Genomic DNA, 20,427 nt, shown 5'->3' with positions numbered 1-20,427 from the left:
GTGATAAACGTAACGAAATCATTTTTACCGCCTATTGAAGAATACCAGGATAAGATTAAGGGTATTTGGGAAAATACATGGTTAACTAATAACGGACCTTTGGTTCGCGAATTAGAGGATAAACTAAAAGATTATTTGGGAGTTAAAAATCTTTTGTATGTTACAAATGGCACAATTGCTTTGCAAATAGCCATTAAAGCCCTCAATCTGAAGGGCGAAATTATCACAACTCCTTTTTCATATTGCGCCACAACTACATCTATCCTGTGGGAGAATGTAAAACCTGTTTTTGTTGATATTGAGTCAGACACATATAATATAAACGCTAATCTGATTGAACAGGCAATTACTGAAAAAACTTCTGCTATTCTGGCAACTCATGTTTATGGGCGCCCTTGCGATGTAAAAAAGATTGAAAAAATAGCCCAAAAGCACAACCTGAAAGTAATTTATGATGGAGCGCATTGTTTTGGTGCTACATACTTTGGCAAATCGGTATTATCATTTGGTGATGTAACTACTTGTAGCTTTCATGCTACCAAGGTCTTTCATACTATTGAAGGTGGTTGTGTGATTTGTAAAGACGATGAATTATCAAAAATATTGGCTCATTATAGAAGTTTCGGTCATAAAAATGATGACTATTACATGATTGGGATTAATGCCAAAAATTCTGAGTTTCACGCTGCCATGGGTCTTTGCAACTTACCAAGAGTAGCTGACATAATAGAAAAAAGGAGAATTATTTCTGAAAAATATGACAAATTATTAGATTGGAATAAACTAAAACAACCTAGGCAGAATATTGAAGGATTTGTCTATAATTATGCTTATTATCCCGTCATGCTACCTTCGGAACAAAAATTAATAGAAGTAACACAAGCTCTTAAGACAGGAGATATTGTACCACGTCGCTATTTTTATCCTTCATTGAACCAACTTCCTTATCTGGATTTTTATAATCCCTGCCCGGTTTCTGAAAAAATGTCGGTAGCGGCATTATCTTTACCTTTATATTACGATTTAGACTTGAAAGACGTTGAAAGAATTGCCAGAATTGTCAATGCAACACTTTAATAAGTCTTTATTCACCTTAAATCAAATTGGCCACATTAGTGATTGATGTATCTGTTATTATAGTTAATTATCGTACGCCTGAGTTGATTGTTGATTGTTTGAGAACAATCATGCAATTTACTACACGTGTTAGTTACGAGATTATTATAGTAGATAATCAATCAAAAGGTGATGACGAAGGTTACGTAAAAAAGTATTTCCCTGAAGTCAGATGGATTCCGATGGGTTATAATGCCGGGTTTGGCAGAGCCAATAATCTGGGCATGAAAAATGCTAAAGGCAGGTACTTTCTATTGCTCAACTCTGACACCAAGTTATTTGAAGATGTAATTGACAAGTGTGTGGAGCATTTAGACAAGCGAATTGATGCTATTGCCGGAGGGGCCTATCAATACTATCCAGACCTGACACCAAGGGCATTTTATCATACTTTTAGTTTCAGAAAAGATTTCTGGATAACTCCTCCTTCATTCAGAAAGTACTTAGACAAACTAATTCCTTACACCAAATATGAAGACCCAGAGCAAGTTGATTATATTGCAGCGGCTTTTCTGATGGTGAGAAGAGAGGGATTTGAAAAGACAGGAGGTTTTGATGAGGAGTTTTTCTTATATGGAGAAGACACGGAATGGGGTTTTAGGTTGAGTAAATTGGGTAAGCTATTAGTGTTTAAAGACTGCAAGATTATTCATGAAGAATGGGGAAGTAAGCCTGAACGCTATGAAGAAGCTCAGAATTACACTTATTTTAATAGATTCGATAAGCAGATTCAATTATCAAACCTGGTGTGGATACGTAAACAGTTTGGTGCATCAGCATATTTTTTACTAATGCTGCATTATTGGCTATGGGTCCCTACTTTTTTTCTGATGAAGATTGTATCGAATACGCTGAAACTCAGAAATCCGTTTAATGAATTGAACAATCAAAAGAGATTTGCTGGTACTATTGGTATTTTTTCACGGTTTTTCTGGAGAATTATACTAAGAAAACCTACTTTCTATAAACTTAAATGAATCAGAAAACCATTCTATTTATTACCCCTACAGGAGGTCGAACAGGTTCAGAAATGCTTATCTGGTATCTCCTTAAACACTTGTCGGGTAAAATCAGGTCTGTTATTTATAGTTGCCAGAATGGAGAACTTTTTGCAAATGATTCAACTGCTGATTTAACCTTTGTTAACAAAACCAAAAGAGGGTTCCTGTATAAAATTTATGAGGGTGTCTATTATCAACTGCTTAAACGAACACCAGAAGAATCGCGGGTTCTAAAAATTCAAAAAAAAGTCAAGGCGGATAAATGGTATCTGAACACACTTACAATGCCTCGCTTTGCCCGATTAGCCAAAAGTCTTAAGATACCCTACCATTTGCACGTACATGAATTGGTAAGCGTATATGACGAAATAGTCTATGATGATTTCAGGTTTCAATTTGATAATGCAGAAAAAATCATTTGCTGTTCAGCTATTGTTGAGCAAAGAATCAGACAAATGGGTTATGCAAATACTGTGTTACTACATTCATTTATAGATACGAAAAAGATTCATGTCCAACAAAATCCACTGGATTTAAGACAGAAACTGAATATTCCCAAAGACGCTTATATCTGGTTAATGTCTGGCTCAATGAATTTGCGTAAAGGTTATGATTTAGCCTTAGATTTATTAGCAGGCCTGCCCCGGAATACCTATTTACTGTGGCTGGGAAATATAAAAAAAACGGGAGTACTCCATTATCTGGAACAAAGGACGAAAAAGGAAAAATTGAACTTTATACAAATTGGTGAGAAGTCAAGCGAATACTACGATTACCTTAATTTAGCAGATGGATTCGTTTTATTGGCAAGAGAAGACCCCTTCCCTTTGGTTATGATAGAAGCTGCCTTTTTACAAAAACCCATTGCAGGTTTCGACTCTGGCGGCATTGCTGAATTTTCGGTCAAAGGAATGGGTACCGTGGTAAAAAGTTTTAATCCTAAAGATTTGGCAGAAGCAATGATTAAAATTCAGAATGAAGAGACTGAAATTAGCAAAGAAGTATTAAAAAACCGTGCTTTAGATTTTGATATAAAAAATCAGATTAATAAGTGGGTAAAATTTTTTAATGAAAATTAACAGGATTAATTAAAATGGATAATCTGACTAATATTTTAAGCGAATTAAAAGAAGCACAAAAAGTGCTTGATAATTTTATTTCATCGGAAGAAAACATTAAAAATATAGAAGCTGCCGCTATCTTGATGGCTGATTCGCTAAGAGAGGGTAAGAAAATCATTTCATGTGGGAATGGAGGTTCACATTGTGATGCCATGCACTTCGCTGAAGAATTGTCAGGCCGTTATAGAGAAAATCGCAGGTCATTAGCAGCAATAGCCATTTCAGACGCAAGTCATATCTCTTGTGTTGGGAATGATTATGGTTTTGACTTTATTTTTTCGAGGTTTATTGAGGGGTTAGGAAACGAAGGTGATGTTCTTTTGGGACTTAGCACCAGTGGTAACTCAAAGAATATCATCAATGCTGTGAAAGCCGCCAGAGAGAAGGGCATGAAAATAGTAATATTTTCAGGTAAAGATGGTGGTAAATTAAAAGGCACCGCCGATGTAGAAATAATCGTACCTCATTTTGGATATGCCGACCGTATTCAGGAAATTCATATCAAAGTCATTCATATTCTCATGCTTTTAATTGAGAAAATGGTTATAAATAATTGAATATCTTGAACTTTGATTTATCTGATTAAGTGATTACGATGAAAAAATCAACCATATAAAGCACGTAAATCAAAGTTCAGAATAAATTACTCAATTCTATTTATGAAAATTCTTTTCATAAGTCATGATGCTAACCGTGCCGGGGCGCAGATTTTTTTGTTAAATATTATGCAATATTTTCAAAAAAAACAGATGCCTATGCACTTGCTATTATTAGGCGAGGGGGCTTTAGAAAATGATTTTGCTAAGATTTGTCCCATTTCAAAATATCCTCAGGCAATTTCAAATACCCCTATAAATTTCCCCAATAAAGTTCTAAATAAATTTGGATTAAAGGACAATAATCCTATCCAAAAGGCAAGAGAAGACTTAAAAATTAAATTATTAAGCCAGAATTTTGACTGCATTTATACCAATACAATAGCAACGGCTTGGGTAATGCCGGAATTGCTTTCTTATTTGAAAATTCCTGTCATTACACATATACATGAGTTAGAATTTTCAATTCAACTATACTCTTCTGCTGAAAACAGAGATTTCTTATTCAGCCACACTACCAAACTCATTGCTTGCTCTCAAGCAGTAGCTGATAACATTATTCAGAACCATCATCTCTCTGAAGATAAAGTGGAAGTAATTCATTCCTTTGTAAATAATGAAGAGGTTTTGAATCGAGCAGCCGTTACCAATCATATAGAAATTAGAAAAAAATACCAGATTCCTGAAAATGCCTTTGTAATTGGTGGTTGTGGTAATGCAGAATGGAGAAAAGGTTTAGATATTTTTGCATTATTAGCCAAGAACTTGCTTCATAATTTGGATGTTGATATTCATTTCGCTTGGGTAGGTGTCAGAAAAGAAGGTGATTATTATGAACAGGTGCTATTTGATGTAAAAAAAATGGGTATTGAAAATAAAGTCACTCTCATTGAGCCAACACCGGAAGCCATAGAATTAATCACGTGTTTCGATATATTTGTTATTGTATCGCGTGAAGACCCTTTCCCGTTAGTAATGTTGGAATCTGCTTTATTAGAAAGAACTATTTTTGGATTTGAAAAGACAGGTGGGTGCTCAGAGTTTATCGAACAAGATGCTGGTCAGCTTTTCCCCTACCTCGATATTCCGGCTATGTCAAAAGCAGTTTCTGAGTACAAACAAAATCCGAAAACTCATTTGGGAAAAAGAGCTAAAGATAAAGTCCTTACCCAATATAGTTTCGAGAATTCTATACTGAAAATTGAAAAATTATTAGAAAATCTCTCTTAAAAGACTTCATCTCGCATGACACTTGCATTTACACTTTGTTCAGTCAATTACCTTGCGCAGGCACACACCTTGGGCGATTCACTTAAACTTCATAATCCACATATCAAATTTATAATTGGTTTAGTAGACAAGCTGGAAACTAAAGATATTGACAAGAATAAGCTGCCGGAATACCCTCTTTTAGAACTCGACAAAATCAATATTGTCGATTTGTCAGAAATGTGTGAGCGATACGATATTACTGAATTAAATACAGCTGTGAAGCCGTATTACATTGATTACTTCTTAAAAAATCACTCTGAAGTTGATAATATTATTTATTTTGATCCAGATATAATTGTATTTGACAAACTCAATCACTTAGAAGAAAACTTGGAGAAATTCAATATTATTGTTACACCTCATCTTATAACTCCCTACAATGATGATAAGTGGCAAAATGAAGAAGATGTTGTAAATACTGGTATTTTTAACTTTGGATTTGTGGCAATGCGACGTTCTGAGACTACTCAAAGAATGGTAATGTGGTGGTGTGATAAACTTGAAAAAGAATGCCTGATTGATTTATGTCATGGGCTTTTTGTTGACCAGCATTGGGCTGAATTCTTTCCTGTTTACTTCGATAAGGTTTTAATAAACAAACATTTGGGCTATAATGTAGCATACTGGAATTTACATGAAAGACTTTGTACTCAAATTGATGGTAAATGGCTTATCAATAAATCTATTCCTCTACAGTTTTTTCATTACAGTGGTTATCTTATAGCTAAACCCAATGAGGTATCAAAATACCAGAATCGAATTAATTTTGAAGAACGCAAGGATATAGTTCCATTATTTGAATTATATAAAAATGAGCTATTAAAAAACAACGAATTGTACTGGAAACATTTTAGATGTGATTATATCAAACCTCCTAAAATAAAACGATATTTGCGGGTAAGAAAATATTTAAAAATGCCCTTAGAAAAATTAGCTCAAATAATTGAGTCTTAATATTATATGCAAAAATTTATTGAGCTCTGGCAACATCGGTATCATAAATATACTCATTTACTTAAAGTTTACCTGCATTTTTTAAAAGTCTATTTCAGAATCTTATTTTTAAAAATCAGATTCTCAAGGAAAAAGAAAATTGTTGCAATTGTCCTTACCCAGCAATTTGGGGATATTGTAGCAGGTGAACCAATAACCAGACAAATCAGAAAATTACACCCTGAAGCTTATATTCTTTGGATAGTTAAGCCGGTATTTAGAGAATTATTAATAAATAATCCTAATTTAAACGGTATCATAGAGGAATTTTGTGCTAATCAAAGACGCTTGTTAATTAATTCAGACATTTTCGATCTGCTGTATAATCTACAATTCCGTAATAACAGTTATTGCTCTATCTGTAATACTTATGTAGAGAATCCAGTAGCTGAAGCAAAAGGTATAACAATTAATAATTATTATTTTCAAGGAAATCTACTAACAGTTCAGCAAAAAATTGGTGGAATACCAGTTGAAGACTTAGCCCCAAACTTATTTATTGCAGACGAACATTGTGCAAAAGTTGATTCATTACAATTACCTAAGAATTTCATGGTAATTCATTGCCAGTCTGCGCAAAACAGTAGAAACTGGGATAGCCCGAAATGGGAGAAATTAATCAATTATATGATTGGTAAAACTGATTACAGTATTGTTGAAGTAGGTTTAAGAAGTGATTTAACTATCAATAGCAATCAATATGTTAATCTTTGTGGAAAACTGAATCTGTTGGAAACCGGAGAAGTTATCAAAAGAGCAATATTATTTATTGGCATTGACAGTGGTCCTGCTCATCTTGCTAATGCAGTGGGTACTTTCGGTATTATCATGATCGGCAAGTTAGCAGACTTTATAAATCATATTCCTTATTCTGGAAAATATAAGTCTGGAGAAAATGCCTTAATTTTGCGAAATACTGAAGGACCAAGTTCTGAAATTCCTGTTGAAAAAGTAATTGAAGCTATTTGGCACCATAAACTATTACCTTTTACTCAAAATTTAAGTTAATTGTCATACAATGGCTTTTAACATTTTTCTGTATGCTATTTTTTACACTTTGTCATATCAATCAATTACCAGAAGCTCACGGGCTTGCCGACTCTATACAATTATATCACCCCAATGCTGATTTTTTTATTGGTCTGATTGATAAAAAGGAAAGAATACCAAGCAACTTTAAAGTTAGGTATCCCGTAATAGAAGTACATACTTTAGAAATAAGCTATTTTGCAGAAATGGCGAAACAATATACGTCGAATGAGCTCTTGGCCAATTGCAAGCCATTTTTTGCGAAATATTTTTTAAAACAATCTGATAAAGTTGTTTATTTTGATTGCACAAGCCAATTACGGGGTTCTGTCGATTTTATTAAAGAAAACCTGAATAATTATACAATTATTATAGTACCTCAATTGATTCATGCAGGAGTTCACCCTGACGAAAAACAGGTGTTAAATACAGGTATTTTTCACTCAGGTTTTTTAGCGTTAAGAAAATCAGAAGAAGTATTTAGTTTCCTTGACTGGTGGGGAAACAATACGGCCAATAAAGGTTATACTGACTTGTGCAAGGGTATGAATACCGATCAGTTATGGTTAGAACACGTACCAAACTTTTACCAAAATGTACTCATTGAAAAACATGAGGGCTTAAATATTGGGGCATGGAATTTGCCTGAAAGAGTAATTGACAAAACAAATAACACCGTTAATTCGAAAGAAATTATCTCGGTCAATTTTAAAGGAATGAAATATTGGCCTGATTACAAAAAGGAAATCAAAAAATATCCGATTAGACCGACTTTGCCTTTTTATGGTCTTCCTAACCCCAAAAGCAAAAAAATCAGCAAACAATTTGCCTCGAATATCAGAAAAATCAATAGCTTTATCGACAAATTAGTTGATATGATTTGATTCAATTGATTGAAAGTAAAATTTTCACTTAACTTTGCAAAATACATTAGTTTATTTTATGAATTACAAAATTGATAAGACAGAGCAATACGCACTTATCTCATTAGACGAAACAACCTTTGGAGTTGAGATTGCTCCCCCTTTTGAAAAATTAGTCGTTCAGCTTTATCGAGAAGGCTACACAAATATGGTAGTTGATTTTACGAAAGTTACTGATGTTGATAGTGATGGGCTTTCTTTGATAAGAAAAGTCACACGCGTATGCAGAGCGGAACAAGGACTTTTTGTAATTTGTACAAAAGAAGATGATGTAATTGATGAAATTGATTCAGCCAAGATACCTGAGTTGGTGATACTTCCTACAGTTGATGAAGGAATTGACGCAGTGTTTATGAATGATCTTGAGAATGATTTTCGTGAGGAAAATGATGATGAATTTGATTTAGGAGAGGAAAATGGTTTTCAGGAAGAGAAATACTAAAACCTGAACCACTCAGCTTCTTACTGTTCAATTATATCTCAATCAACCCAGATTTAATATATCGCTAAAAAATACCCCTTAAGGGGCAAGGGGTTATGAATTTTGAACTCTTAATACTTGGTACAGGCTCGGCAACCCCAGTACTCGAACACAATCCATCGGCCTATCTCTTAACTTTTGAAAATGAACATTTTTTAATTGATTGTGGCGAAGGTACACAATTCCGTTTATTAGAACACAAGGTTCGTACTTATCGTATCAGGCATATTTTTATCAGCCATCTACACGGAGATCATTATTTTGGTTTAATTGGACTTCTTTCAAGCTGGAATCTGAATCAGAGAAAAGATGATCTTACAATTTATGGACCTAAGGAGTTAGCCGAAATTCTGACAACCCAATTCAAATATTCGCACACATTTCTGCATTTCAAGATTAATTTTGTAGCTACTGATACTTCTGGAATTAATATTATTCTTGAAACCCCTTCATTAACTGTTGAAACAATTCCTTTGATTCATCGTATAGATTGTTGTGGCTTTTTATTCAGAACCAAGCCATCTAAAAGAAAATTGTTAGCTGAAAAACTACCCGCAAACTTTCCGATTCCTTATATCAAAAAACTAAAAGAAGGCTATGATATTGAAGACCCGTTAACAGGCGTTATCTATAAAAACGAAGATTATACAATTGCCGGAATAGCGCCTAAATCATTTGCCTATTGCTCCGATACAGCTTATAATGAATCGATTATCCCACAACTGCAAAATGTCGATACAATTTTTCATGAAGCAACTTTTCTCGAGGCTGAGTTAAAAAGAGCCATTCAGACCAACCACTCTACAGCAAGCCAGGCAGCTACTATTGCCCAAAAATCAAATGCAAAACAGTTGATTATAGGGCATTACTCGTCCCGCTATAAAACCTTAGAGACTCATTTATCAGAAGCAAAAGCCGTTTTTGATAATACAGAATTAGCCCAGGAAGGGCTTACTTTCAAATTGTAGGCCTATTTACAAAGAAGCTTGTTTAAGTAGTAATTCTTGTTTTACCGATTTAATGCGCTCATTAAAACTGATTTCTTTAAAATTTACGTCTTTTTCACAAGTAGCTGAAAGGTATTGCATAATATCCTTTTGATGAGGTACTCTCCTACCTGTTTCTACACTTACATATTTACTGGTAGTCCACATAAAATTCTTTAGTTCACTCATATTTTCGTCAGTCATAAAATATTCGGTAATCAAAGTGTCGGCATCAAAATAAATGACTCTTGAAAAGATTTTCACCCATTCGCTTACAACCGCTGGGCGAATATATGCTATCTGATGCTGATAGACAACCCAGCTTGTTTTATAGTTTTTGAACACTTCTGAAAACTTGAAACCATAAAGTTTGGCAACCTGATCTTCGCGGGCATTAAAATAATAGTCAAAATATTTTGAGTTGTTCAGATGCTGCAAAGGATCGCAATCCTGAAAACGTATAATGGCTTTAGATTCTGTAACTTTGGGTAGCTCTTTCTCGTTGATTTTTTCAAACATACAATCAATAATAATTTTTCTCAAAAATATGAATAGTTTTTATTTCCCTCAAAATTTACACCATAACAAATGTTTTTCTGAAATTTCTCTATCTTGCATTCCTTGTTTAACTCGTTCAGTAATTTCATTCTAAATCGATATGGATTTAAAAGATGCCATACAATTCATTACACATGATGATTTTTCAACAAAAAATAAAAAAATCTGGGTAGACTTAGGTTGCGGGTCAGGTACTTTTACTCTGGCATTAGCAAGTATTTTAGATAAATCAAGTACTATATTCGCAATTGACTATAATAGCACAGCCATAAATAAAATTCCTGAAAGCTTTCATCAGGTAAACATAAAAAAACTAACTCTTGATTTTGTTAATACCCATTTGCCTCTTAATCATATTGAAGGAGTTTTAATGGCAAACTCGTTACATTTTGTAAAAGATAAGGAAACTTTCCTTGAAAGACTTAAAGTCCACCTGAATACTCACGCCTTTTTTTTAATTATCGAGTATGACACTAATTCTTCGAATATCTGGGTACCTTACCCTATCGACTTTCAATCATTGAAAGCTTTATTTTTAAAATCAGGCTATAGAAGTATCATAAAATTAAATTCAAGACCTTCAGTTTATGGTAACAGGCAAATGTATGCCGCTTTAATTCAAGCTTAAAATAGTATCAAAAATTTAAAGAATATGAATGTAGGAAGAATTTATCCCCTCAAAGAATTTCTTTACTGGACTCGAAGAGAAATTTACACAATCGCAGCTATAACTATAATATCCACTATTATATATGAGTATTTGGGGCAAAAGTGGATTGCAATACCTTGGGTTCCTATTGCTTTGGTTGGGACTGCTGCTGCATTTATTGTTGGTTTTAAAAATACCCAAACTTATAACAGGTCATGGGAAGCAAGACAAATCTGGGGTGCTATTGTCAATAGTAGTAGAGGTTGGGGTATTCTTGTAAAAGATTTTGTAAAGAATGATTCTACAGAAAATATTCATCAACAATTACTTTATAGACATATATCGTGGTTGACAGCTCTACGTTATCAACTGAGGGAAAGTCGTAACTGGGAAAATACTAACAAAGTTTATAATAGAGAATACGCAAGATATTTTGTAATCCCTGAAAAGGTTAATAATATGGAGGATGAGTTGAACAAGCTTTTATCTCAGGAAGAATGTGCTTATGTATTGAGTAAAAAGAATCGTGCCACGCATATTATTAGTCTGCAATCTAAACATTTGAGAGAATTAAAAGAAAAAGGATTAATTGAGCCTTTAAATTATATTGAATTAGAAAATATGCTGGTAAACCTCTATGAACAACAGGGTAAATGTGAGCGTATCAAAAACTTCCCGTATCCGAGACAATTCGCATCTATAAATCTGTTTTTTGTACGTTTATTTATGATACTTGTTCCCTTCGGAATGCTTAGAGAATTTGAAAAATTAGGTGAACATTTGGTTTGGCTTACCATTCCTTTTGGTATTGTTGTTTCATGGGTTTTTATGGCAATGGAGAAAGTTGGTGAAAGTACTGAGAATCCATTTGAAGGTGGGGCTAACGATATTCCAATAACCTCTATGAGTAGAACCATTGAAATTGATTTAAGAGAAATGCTTGATGAAAAAGAACTTCCACTTCCTGTTCAACCTATACATAATATATTAATGTAATAACATGAAACTAATTCCAAAACGAATAAGTTAGTAAATAAAATTAGGTTTTGGTAATTTACTTCGCTTAGTAAAACCACAATCTCCTAATTATCAACTATTTGTAAAAAATTTAAACTTTTTATCCATATAGTCTATAATTATTATAGGATTTATGTATATTTGCAATTTAAAATCAGATTATCATGCAAAGTTTTCGTACAGAATTAGAAAATCCACTTGTTGAAAAAGACATTATTGATTTAGAGCGTAAAATCAGGCTCTTCCGTGAAGGAAAAATTCATGAAGAAAAATTCCGTAGCCTACGTTTGGCAAGAGGGGTTTACGGTCAGCGTCAGCAAGGTGTGCAAATGGTAAGAATCAAATTACCATATGGTAAAATGACTTTGAATCAATGGAAACGGATTGCTGATATTTCTGACGAATATGCAACTGGTAATCTACATCTTACAACACGTCAGGATATACAGATTCACTTTGTGAGCCTTGACAAAACCCCTGAACTTTGGTCGAAATTAGAAAAGGATAAAATTACACTTCGTGAGGCTTGTGGTAATACTGTAAGAAACATTACAGGCTCCCCTACAGCTGGTATAGACCCTAAAGAACCCTTCGATATTACACCTTATACTCACTCGGCATTTGAGTATTTTCTGAGAAATCCTGTCTGTCAGGAAATGGGGCGTAAGTTCAAAATCGCCTTCTCAAACACTGACGATGATACCGCTATAACTTTTATTCATGACTTAGGTTTTATTCCGAAAATTCAGGATGGCAAAAGAGGTTTCAAGGTAATGTTAGGTGGTGGTTTGGGGGCCCAACCTCAATTAGCTTATTTAGCTTATGAGTTTTTGGAAGAAGATTTAATCATTCCATTTATTGAGGCAGTTATCAGAGTCTTTGACCGTTATGGTGAAAGAAATTCGCGCCATAAAGCACGTATGAAGTTCCTGATAGCAAAAATAGGTTTTGAGGAGTTTATGAGATTGGTTGAGATTGAAAAAACCGCTCTGAAAGTTAAAGCTTATAAGGTGGATACAGAAAAACCTGAATTTCAATACAATTTTACAACTCCTAAACTGCAAGAAATACAAGAAAATATAACTGAAGAATATAAAGACTGGTATAAAACCAATGTCTTTGCACAAAAGCAGGCAGGTTATTTTGGTGTATTTGTAAGAATCCCATTGGGTGATATTTCAAGTGAAGTATCACGAAGTTTGATAGAGAAATTAAGACCTTACATAGCTGATGATATAAGAGTAACCGTGAATCAGGGATTGCTATTCAGATTTGTTCAAGTCAAAGACTTACCTTATCTCTTTAGTGTCTTAAGCGAACATAATTTAGCTGCTCCGGGCGCAAACAGTATTGCAAATATTACGGCTTGTCCTGGTACTGATACTTGTAATCTTGCGATTTCTGATAGTACTAAAATCACACTTGAATTTGAAAAAGTATTGCGTGAAGATTTCCCTGAATTAGTAGAGGAAACCAATATGCAGATAAAAATATCTGGGTGTATGAATGCCTGTGGTCAGCACAGTATGGCACATATAGGTTTTCACGGAAGCTCATTAAAATCAGCCGGAAAGGTTCTGCCTGCTTTGCAAGTATTGTTAGGTGGTGGTATTACAGGAAATGGTGAAGGTAGAATTGCTGATAAAGTAATTAAAGTTCCGAGTAAAAGAGGACCTCAGGTTTTGAGAATCGTTTTAAATGATTACGAGAAAAACGGTTTGGACGGTGAGTATTTTAACGATTATTATGATCGTCAGGGAGAAAAATACTTTTATGCATTATTAAAGCCATTAGCTGATTTAACTACACTCATTGATACAGATTTTGTTGACTGGGGTCGTGACGAATTATTCCAGACTGAAATTGGTGTGGGTGAGTGTGCCAGTGTAATTATTGACCTGGTTGCTACCCTTTTTTACGAATCTGAAGAAAAAATTGCATGGGCTAAAGACGCATTCAATGAAAATAGGTGGGCAGACGCTATTTACTACGCGTATCAGTCACAAGTAAATACTGCTAAAGCACTTTTATTAGATAGAAATATTAATAGTAGTACACAACATGGTGTTATTTCTGAATTTGATAAAAACTATGGCGAAGAATTTGGTATCAATTTCAAAGAGCAAGTCTTACAAATCAATCAGAATGAGCCAAGTCAGGTTTTTGCTATTGACTATATTTCTGAATCAGAAAACTTCTTAAAAGAATCTATCAGTTGGAGAGAGGCGAATAAAACTGTTACAGTTGAAGCATGACAAATAATTTTGAAATAAAGTCTGGCAGCTCTCATCCTATGCCGAAACTTACTGTTGTAGGTGCGGGGTTGGGTGATCCTGAGTTGATTACTCTTAAGGCGATTAATATTTTACGTCAGGCTGATGTGGTGTTATATGATGCTCTGATTAATGAAGATTTATTGGAATATTGCCACCCTGTTTGCGAACGTATTTATGTGGGCAAGCGTGGCTATGAAAAGAGTGTCAGTCAGGATAGTATTAACTTTTTAATTGTAGAGAAAGCTTTTGAAAAAGGCCATGTGGTGCGTCTCAAGGGCGGAGACCCATTTATTTTTGGTCGTGGCAATGAAGAGATAGCTTATGCTAAATCCCGAGGTATTGAAACCGCTTACATACCAGGTGTATCAAGCATCCTTTCAGGTGGTTTTTATGAAATTCCGCTTACTGCACGCGGCGTTGCAGATAGTTTCTGGGTAATTACAGGCACTAAATCAGACCAATCTTTATCAAAAGATATCAGACTTGCGGCACACTCTAATGCAACAGTTGTGATTTTAATGGGTATGAAAAAGTTATCGCAGATTGCTCAGATTTTCAGAGAAGAGGGATTCCCATACACTCCAGCTGCTATTATTCAACAAGCTTCAACAGCAGAGCAGAAAATTGGTATCGGAGAGGTGAAAGATCTTGAAACAATTGCCAAGAATCATTTATTAAGTAATCCGGCTATTATCATGATTGGTGAAGTGGTGAAACAAAACAGCGTTCAGCACCTTTGCTATCTTGGTCAGCAATACTCTGGAAAAAATAAAACAAACTAAGACAAGAAACTTAAGGTAAATGGAAAGAATCGCAAACGCTCTAAGTGCCAGAATTGGACTGAAATATATTGCTATTGCAATACTTGCCTTAAAGGTTTTATTGATCGGTGTATTGGCTTATCGTATTTTTGCCAGTATCCACTCATTCCAATGGGGTGTTAATAACCTCTTCTTTTATTATGTAGGGGTTGGTTTTTTAGCACAATTGGTAGATGGTGCCTTAGGAATGGCCTACGGAGCTACTTGTACTTCCATGCTTTTAGGTGTAGGTGTACCTCCCGCTTATGCAACTGCAAGCGTACATACAGCCGAGGTATTTACAACAGGGGTATCTGGTCTTTCGCACTTATATTTTGGAAACATCGATAAAAAACTTTTTTTCAGAATTGTTATTACAGGTGTAATCGGTTCGATGATTGGGGCTTACTTAATTTCTGAGGTGATTGATGGTAAAGTTATCCGCCCATATATCTCTTTATATTTAGTAGGGCTTGGTATCATTATAATCATTAAAGCTTTTAAAAAGCGACCAAGTACACCAACCAATAAAAATTTAGGAATTTTAGGTTTAGTTGGTGGTTTCTTTGATTCAATTGGTGGTGGTGGTTGGGGGCCATTGGTAACCTCCAATCTGATTAATAAAGGTAATGCCCCTAAGGAAGCAATCGGAACCGTAAATACTGCCGAGTTCTTTGTAGCATTTTTCAGCACCGGTATTTTTATGCTTTTTATCGATATCCAGGCATGGCAACCCATTGCAGGGCTTATTCTGGGAGGTGTTCTTGCAGCACCACTTGGGGCATTTTTAGTGAAACTATTTCCACCAAAGACAATTATGCTAATTGTAGGAACCTTAGTTGTAGGTTTAAGCATCTACAATATAATTAAGGTTTGGTTTTAATTCATAGTTAAGATGGTCAATACAGATATTTTAGAAAAACTTTCATTAGACGAAGGACTCAACTTTATAGCTAATCAATTTCCGGGTAAAGTAGTATTTTCTACGTCTTTCGGACAAGAAGACCAGGTTATTACTCACGCTATTTTTAAAAATACAATTAGCCAGGCTCCATTGAATATCAAAGTATTTACATTAGATACCGGAAGGCTTTTTCAGGATACTTACGAACTAATGGACAGAACAAGGGCTCGCTATAAACAGCCTATAGAAACCTATTTCCCGAATACTGATAAGGTACAGAAATTAGTAACAGAAAAGGGCTTTAATAGTTTCTATGAATCGATTGAAAATAGGAAAGAATGTTGTGGTATCAGAAAAATTGAGCCGTTAAAAAGGGCTTTATCAGGTGCAGAAGTATGGATAACAGGTTTAAGAGCCGAGCAGTCAGAGAATAGAAATGATATGAAAATATGGGAATGGGATGGTGGAAACAATGTATGGAAATTCAATCCATTGATTCACTGGACGTATGACCAGATACTTGAATATATTTCTGCCAATAGAGTTCCGGATAATCCTCTTCATAAAAAAGGCTTTGTGAGTATTGGTTGTTTACCTTGTACCCGAGCCATTGAACCTGGTGAACACCCAAGAGCTGGTCGTTGGTGGTGGGAAGAATCAAAAAAAGAATGTGGTTTGCATCAAGTTTCGTAAATTGCGCCTTGATGAGTAAAAATAATAAATATGAGTAATTTTTTAAACAATTCTGAAATCGTTAACTCTTCTTCCGACATCAACGGGATTTTCCCAAGAGAATTGGAAGACGAAGCGATTTATATTCTAAGAGAAGTTGCCTCTCAGTTCGAAAAACCTGCAATTCTTTTCTCAGGTGGCAAAGATTCGATTACTGTTGTAAGACTGGCAGAGAAAGCGTTTTACCCAGGAAAAATCCCTTTTAAGCTTCTCCATGTAGACACAGGGCATAATTTCCCAGAGACAATCGAATACCGTGATTGGCTGGTAAATAAGTTAGGTTTAGAATTACACGTTCGCTACGTAGAAGATTCTATCAAACAAGGCAAGGTGAAGGAAGAATCAGGTAAGTATGCAAGCCGTAATGCAGCTCAGACTGTAACCTTGCTTGACGCCATTGAAGAATTTAAATTTGATGCTTGTATAGGTGGTGCTCGTCGTGATGAAGAGAAGGCACGTGCCAAGGAAAGAATTTTCTCTGTAAGAGATGATTTTGGGCAATGGAACGCAAAAAAACAAAGACCAGAGTTGTTTGATATGCTTAATGGGAGGATTGAAATAGGTGAAAACGTGAGAGTTTTTCCGATTTCAAACTGGACAGAGTTAGATGTCTGGAATTATATAAAGGAAGAAAAATTGCGTATTCCAAGTATTTATTTTACGCATGATCGTATGGTTTTTGACCGTGACGGATTAATCTGGGCGGATTCTGAATTCATTAATAAATCGGAAGACGAAATTCCTTATTCTACCAAAGTACGGTTCCGTACTGTAGGAGATATGACCTGCACAGCAGCAGTAGCCTCAGAGGCTGATAATTTAGATGATGTGATTTCAGAAATATTATCGGCAAAAATATCTGAGAGAGGTGCAAGAATTGATGACAAACGCTCAGAGGCGGCTATGGAAAAGCGTAAGCAGGCAGGATACTTTTAATGAGTGAATAATGGCGAATTAGCAAACAGTTTTTTGATTTAATTTACAATGGATATATTAAGAATAGCAACAGCAGGTTCGGTAGATGATGGTAAAAGTACCCTTATCGGACGCCTTCTTTATGAGACGAATTCCATTACTGGTGATAAAATTGAAGCATTAGAAGCAGCTTCAAAACGTAAAGGTCTTAATTTTTTAGATTTATCTCTTTTAACAGATGGCTTAATTGCCGAACGTGAACAGGGTATTACGATAGACGTGGCTCACATTTATTTTAGTACACCAAAGCGTAAATACATTATCGCAGACACACCGGGGCATTTTGAGTACACACGAAACATGGTTACGGGGGCTTCAAACACCTCCGTTTCTATTATTCTGATTGATGCGCGTAATGGGGTAGTTGAACAAACCAAACGCCATTTCTATATTTCTTCCATGCTCCGCATTAAGAATATTATTGTGGCTGTAAACAAAATGGATTTAGTCAATTATAGCAAGGAACGGTTTGAGGAAATTAAAACTGAATTTTCAAAATTAGCTGAACACGTAAGTTTTACTGGGCAAACGATTCAATTTATCCCGATTTCTTCATTATATGGCGAAAATTTAGTTAAGAAATCGTCTGAAACTCCTTGGTTTGAGGGCAATTCTTTGCTGGAAACACTTGAAAATCTTGATAATCAGGTGAATCCAATTTCTCATTTACCTGCTCGTTTCCCTGTACAGGTTGTAGTACGACCTAAAACTGAAGAGTTTCACGATTATCGCGGCTATGGAGGGAAAATTGCGAGTGGTAGTTTCGTGGTTGGCGATTTAGTAGAAGCTTTGCCAAGTGGCCAAATAAGCAAGATAAAAAGTATTGAAAAATTCGGCAAGAATTTAGAAATTGCTCATGCTCGTGAGTCAGTTGTAATTACCCTTGAAGATGATATTGACATCAGCAGAGGTAATATGATTGTAAAGGTTGGCCAACAACCGGAAGCAAAGAAAGAATTAGAAGCTAAAATATGTTGGTTAGATAGTCATTCTTTGAGAGTTGGCAAAACTTATTTGCTACAACATGGTATTAATCGCGTGAAAGCAAAGGTTAATAGCATAAATTCAATGGTTGATATTAAAAATATGACCTTAGATACTGAGCCATCTCATGATGGAGGAATAAAATTAAATGAAATCGGCTGGGTTTCTATCAAAACTTCAAGCCCGATTTACGCAGATAAATACAATGAAAACTCAACAAATGGCGCATTCATCTTGATTGATGAAATATCAAACAGTACAGTTGGTGTAGGATTTGTGGAATAGTTCCAATTACAAAATATTCATCAACCAAACTTGAAGACTTTGATTAGTTTAGGGTTCGGTAAAAACGGACAGCAATTTTTGCTGTCTTTTTTTTTTGAAAAATTTTCTGTTATTTGGAGCTATCAAATTATTCAACTTATGACTTATAAGCTCCTTATTGCTTTTGCCTTCCTCTCAATTTCAATTAATGCGTGTACTAATAAGACAGAAGATAAAGCTGATCTTGTTTTAGCACAAAAACATTGTGGTAGTTGTCATTTATTCCCTACTCCAGACCTTTTAGATAAGAATAATTGGGGAAAAGTGCTTCCTAAAATGGCACTCCTAATGGGAGTGGGAAGTGAAATAAAAAAGTTGAATAAAATTGACCCCATTGAACAAAATAGTATTCCTGACAGACCCTCAGTTACAGAAGAAGAATGGAGAAGAATCAAGGATTATTATGTTTCAAAATCTCCCTACAGTCTCCATTTTCCATTAAGTAGTATAACTCAGTCAGAAAGCAACCTATTTAAAGGTAAAACTCATATGCCTTACTCTAAAAAAATGCCAAACATTACCTGCGTAAAAATTGACACTTTAAATCGTTTTGCTTATGCATGTGATGAAATCAATCAGGAAATATGGGTATTGGATAAAGAAAGCAACGTTATTAGACAAGTTCCTAATAAAGCTGCAGTAAGTGATATTCATTTAATATCGAAGCACAAAGTTTTGTTGACCTACATTGGTAATTCTATTGACCCTTCACTAAGACCCCATGGATATATTAAAACTACCGATTTGCTGAATACAGATAAAAGTGAGATTCTGTTATCAAATCTATATAGACCCACACAAACAATCCCTATTAATTTAGATAAAAATCCGGATGAAGAATTTGTGATCAATGAATTTGGTACATTAACCGGTTCATTAGCTGTCTGGAAACAGACCGGTAATACTTTAGAAAAACACATAATTGACAATAGTCCCGGAGCAATAAAAACCATTCCTCTCGATTTTGATAAAGATGGTAAGTTAGACTTAATTACCCTTTACGGACAAGGTAATGAGCGAATAGTATGGTATAAAAACCTCGGTAATTTAAAGTTTTCACCAAATATACTGTTACGCTTCCCACCAGTTTATGGTTCTTCAAGCTTTGAATTAGTTGATATTAATAAAGATGGGTTGTTAGATATTCTTTATACCGCTGGTGATAATTCTGATTATTCGATTGAATTGAAGCATTATCATGGAGTATATATTTTTACTAATCAGGGTAGAAATATATTTAAACAAACCTATTTTTATCAGATGAATGGCGCTTATAAAGCAGTAGCAAAAGACTTCGATTTAGATGGTGATCTTGACATTGCTTCAATCGGTTTTTTTGTGGATTACTTTGAAAAAACGCCGAAAGACTTTGTGTTTTTTGAAAACAATAACGGAGAATTCACACCAAAAGTATTGAATATCAGAAAATATGGCAGATGGTTAGTGATGGACACTGGAGATATTGATGGTGATGGCGATGAAGACATAATTTTAGGTAATCATCCTATTGGCCTTACCCCCGGAACACTTTTGAAAGAATGGATTAAGGCAAAAGGCGCTCTTCTTCTAATAAACCAAAGTGTCGAAAGCAAATAGATTATTTCAAAATTTTGCATATAATATCTTTGATTTCATACCAAATAAGATTTTTTTAAGTATTTACGTATATATAGTATTTCTAAAATAAAAA

The 20,427-nt window shown here is 34.7% G+C and carries 20 protein-coding genes; 19 read left to right on the top strand and 1 reads right to left on the bottom strand.

The window, feature by feature from the left end; translation table 11 throughout:
• The 10 genes from H1R81_RS06800 to H1R81_RS06755 all read left to right on the top strand — a co-directional run bounded on the left by H1R81_RS06800 (position 1) and on the right by H1R81_RS06755 (position 9,500).
• Positions 1-1,077 carry a DegT/DnrJ/EryC1/StrS aminotransferase family protein gene (locus H1R81_RS06800; RefSeq protein ID WP_181839906.1) on the top strand — a complete coding sequence of 359 codons (1,077 nt, stop codon included), beginning with the start codon at positions 1-3 and terminating at the stop codon, positions 1,075-1,077.
• Positions 1,078-1,103: 26 nt separating this feature from the next.
• A complete protein-coding gene (locus H1R81_RS06795; protein ID WP_220275174.1) occupies positions 1,104-2,093 on the top strand; it encodes a glycosyltransferase family 2 protein in 990 nt (329 codons plus the stop codon).
• Entirely contained in the window at positions 2,090-3,196 is a 1,107-nt protein-coding gene (locus H1R81_RS06790) for a glycosyltransferase family 4 protein (RefSeq protein WP_181839905.1), read from the top strand. The genes H1R81_RS06795 and H1R81_RS06790 overlap by 4 nt, the downstream gene beginning before the upstream one ends.
• A gap of 14 nt (positions 3,197-3,210) precedes the next feature.
• Positions 3,211-3,795 (top strand): D-sedoheptulose 7-phosphate isomerase, encoded by a 585-nt coding sequence (gene lpcA / locus H1R81_RS06785; RefSeq protein WP_181839904.1) that lies wholly within the window; start codon positions 3,211-3,213, stop codon positions 3,793-3,795.
• Positions 3,796-3,897: 102 nt separating this feature from the next.
• Positions 3,898-5,064 carry a glycosyltransferase family 4 protein gene (locus tag H1R81_RS06780; RefSeq protein ID WP_255463040.1) on the top strand — a complete coding sequence of 389 codons (1,167 nt, stop codon included), beginning with the start codon at positions 3,898-3,900 and terminating at the stop codon, positions 5,062-5,064.
• 15 nt (positions 5,065-5,079) lie between these two features.
• Positions 5,080-6,060 carry a glycosyltransferase gene (locus tag H1R81_RS06775; RefSeq protein ID WP_181839902.1) on the top strand — a complete coding sequence of 327 codons (981 nt, stop codon included), beginning with the start codon at positions 5,080-5,082 and terminating at the stop codon, positions 6,058-6,060.
• 6 nt (positions 6,061-6,066) lie between these two features.
• Positions 6,067-7,107: a glycosyltransferase family 9 protein gene (locus tag H1R81_RS06770; RefSeq protein ID WP_181839901.1), complete on the top strand. Its 1,041-nt coding sequence runs from the start codon at positions 6,067-6,069 to the stop codon at positions 7,105-7,107.
• 32 nt (positions 7,108-7,139) lie between these two features.
• Positions 7,140-8,012 carry a hypothetical protein gene (locus tag H1R81_RS06765; protein ID WP_181839900.1) on the top strand — a complete coding sequence of 291 codons (873 nt, stop codon included), beginning with the start codon at positions 7,140-7,142 and terminating at the stop codon, positions 8,010-8,012.
• 58 nt (positions 8,013-8,070) lie between these two features.
• Positions 8,071-8,493 carry an STAS domain-containing protein gene (locus tag H1R81_RS06760; protein WP_181839899.1) on the top strand — a complete coding sequence of 141 codons (423 nt, stop codon included), beginning with the start codon at positions 8,071-8,073 and terminating at the stop codon, positions 8,491-8,493.
• Between the two features lie 95 nt (positions 8,494-8,588).
• Complete coding sequence (locus tag H1R81_RS06755; protein ID WP_181839898.1) at positions 8,589-9,500, top strand: ribonuclease Z; 912 nt, start codon at positions 8,589-8,591, stop codon at positions 9,498-9,500.
• Positions 9,501-9,506: 6 nt separating this feature from the next.
• On the opposite strand, the gene H1R81_RS06750 is transcribed toward H1R81_RS06755, so the two are convergent.
• Entirely contained in the window at positions 9,507-10,037 is a 531-nt protein-coding gene (locus tag H1R81_RS06750; protein ID WP_181840011.1) for a thioesterase family protein, read from the bottom strand.
• 139 nt (positions 10,038-10,176) lie between these two features.
• On the opposite strand from H1R81_RS06750, the gene H1R81_RS06745 reads away from it, so the two are divergent.
• From H1R81_RS06745 to H1R81_RS06705, 9 genes are all read left to right on the top strand, one after another.
• A complete protein-coding gene (locus H1R81_RS06745; protein WP_181839897.1) occupies positions 10,177-10,704 on the top strand; it encodes a class I SAM-dependent methyltransferase in 528 nt (175 codons plus the stop codon).
• 24 nt (positions 10,705-10,728) lie between these two features.
• Entirely contained in the window at positions 10,729-11,721 is a 993-nt protein-coding gene (locus H1R81_RS06740) for a bestrophin family protein (protein ID WP_181839896.1), read from the top strand.
• 185 nt (positions 11,722-11,906) lie between these two features.
• The gene (locus H1R81_RS06735) at positions 11,907-13,997 is read left to right on the top strand and encodes a HEPN domain-containing protein (protein WP_181839895.1); all 2,091 of its coding nucleotides are present in this window, start codon (positions 11,907-11,909) and stop codon (positions 13,995-13,997) included.
• On the top strand, positions 13,994-14,800 hold the full coding sequence (cobA, locus tag H1R81_RS06730; RefSeq protein ID WP_229251057.1) for a uroporphyrinogen-III C-methyltransferase: 807 nt from the start codon (positions 13,994-13,996) through the stop codon (positions 14,798-14,800). The genes H1R81_RS06735 and cobA overlap by 4 nt, the downstream gene beginning before the upstream one ends.
• Positions 14,801-14,819: 19 nt before the next feature.
• The gene (locus tag H1R81_RS06725) at positions 14,820-15,701 is read left to right on the top strand and encodes a sulfite exporter TauE/SafE family protein (RefSeq protein ID WP_181839893.1); all 882 of its coding nucleotides are present in this window, start codon (positions 14,820-14,822) and stop codon (positions 15,699-15,701) included.
• A gap of 12 nt (positions 15,702-15,713) precedes the next feature.
• Positions 15,714-16,415 (top strand): phosphoadenylyl-sulfate reductase, encoded by a 702-nt coding sequence (locus H1R81_RS06720; protein ID WP_181839892.1) that lies wholly within the window; start codon positions 15,714-15,716, stop codon positions 16,413-16,415.
• A gap of 30 nt (positions 16,416-16,445) precedes the next feature.
• Positions 16,446-17,390 (top strand): sulfate adenylyltransferase subunit CysD, encoded by a 945-nt coding sequence (gene cysD / locus H1R81_RS06715; RefSeq protein WP_181839891.1) that lies wholly within the window; start codon positions 16,446-16,448, stop codon positions 17,388-17,390.
• A 48-nt stretch (positions 17,391-17,438) separates the two neighbouring features.
• Entirely contained in the window at positions 17,439-18,698 is a 1,260-nt protein-coding gene (locus tag H1R81_RS06710; protein WP_181839890.1) for a sulfate adenylyltransferase subunit 1, read from the top strand.
• 138 nt (positions 18,699-18,836) lie between these two features.
• On the top strand, positions 18,837-20,333 hold the full coding sequence (locus H1R81_RS06705; RefSeq protein WP_181839889.1) for a VCBS repeat-containing protein: 1,497 nt from the start codon (positions 18,837-18,839) through the stop codon (positions 20,331-20,333).
• Positions 20,334-20,427: the final 94 nt, after the last annotated feature.

Origin of the sequence: Emticicia sp. BO119, from assembly GCF_013912375.1 — a bacterium.
GTDB lineage: Bacteria > Bacteroidota > Bacteroidia > Cytophagales > Spirosomataceae > Emticicia.
This window is presented reverse-complemented; position numbering and strand designations above follow the sequence as displayed.

Bases quoted from the DNA above. Each gene is read 5' to 3' on its own strand.
- H1R81_RS06790 (WP_181839905.1), top strand. From the start codon at position 2,090: ATGAATCAGAAAACCATTCTATTTATTACCCCTACAGGAGGTCGAACA.
- lpcA (WP_181839904.1), top strand. From the start codon at position 3,211: ATGGATAATCTGACTAATATTTTAAGCGAATTAAAAGAAGCACAAAAA.
- H1R81_RS06780 (WP_255463040.1), top strand. From the start codon at position 3,898: ATGAAAATTCTTTTCATAAGTCATGATGCTAACCGTGCCGGGGCGCAG.
- H1R81_RS06775 (WP_181839902.1), top strand. From the start codon at position 5,080: ATGACACTTGCATTTACACTTTGTTCAGTCAATTACCTTGCGCAGGCA.
- H1R81_RS06770 (WP_181839901.1), top strand. From the start codon at position 6,067: ATGCAAAAATTTATTGAGCTCTGGCAACATCGGTATCATAAATATACT.
- H1R81_RS06765 (WP_181839900.1), top strand. From the start codon at position 7,140: ATGCTATTTTTTACACTTTGTCATATCAATCAATTACCAGAAGCTCAC.
- H1R81_RS06760 (WP_181839899.1), top strand. From the start codon at position 8,071: ATGAATTACAAAATTGATAAGACAGAGCAATACGCACTTATCTCATTA.
- H1R81_RS06755 (WP_181839898.1), top strand. From the start codon at position 8,589: ATGAATTTTGAACTCTTAATACTTGGTACAGGCTCGGCAACCCCAGTA.
- H1R81_RS06750 (WP_181840011.1), bottom strand. From the start codon at position 10,037: ATGTTTGAAAAAATCAACGAGAAAGAGCTACCCAAAGTTACAGAATCT.
- H1R81_RS06745 (WP_181839897.1), top strand. From the start codon at position 10,177: ATGGATTTAAAAGATGCCATACAATTCATTACACATGATGATTTTTCA.
- H1R81_RS06740 (WP_181839896.1), top strand. From the start codon at position 10,729: ATGAATGTAGGAAGAATTTATCCCCTCAAAGAATTTCTTTACTGGACT.
- H1R81_RS06735 (WP_181839895.1), top strand. From the start codon at position 11,907: ATGCAAAGTTTTCGTACAGAATTAGAAAATCCACTTGTTGAAAAAGAC.
- cobA (WP_229251057.1), top strand. From the start codon at position 13,994: ATGACAAATAATTTTGAAATAAAGTCTGGCAGCTCTCATCCTATGCCG.
- H1R81_RS06725 (WP_181839893.1), top strand. From the start codon at position 14,820: ATGGAAAGAATCGCAAACGCTCTAAGTGCCAGAATTGGACTGAAATAT.
- H1R81_RS06720 (WP_181839892.1), top strand. From the start codon at position 15,714: ATGGTCAATACAGATATTTTAGAAAAACTTTCATTAGACGAAGGACTC.
- cysD (WP_181839891.1), top strand. From the start codon at position 16,446: ATGAGTAATTTTTTAAACAATTCTGAAATCGTTAACTCTTCTTCCGAC.
- H1R81_RS06710 (WP_181839890.1), top strand. From the start codon at position 17,439: ATGGATATATTAAGAATAGCAACAGCAGGTTCGGTAGATGATGGTAAA.
- H1R81_RS06705 (WP_181839889.1), top strand. From the start codon at position 18,837: ATGACTTATAAGCTCCTTATTGCTTTTGCCTTCCTCTCAATTTCAATT.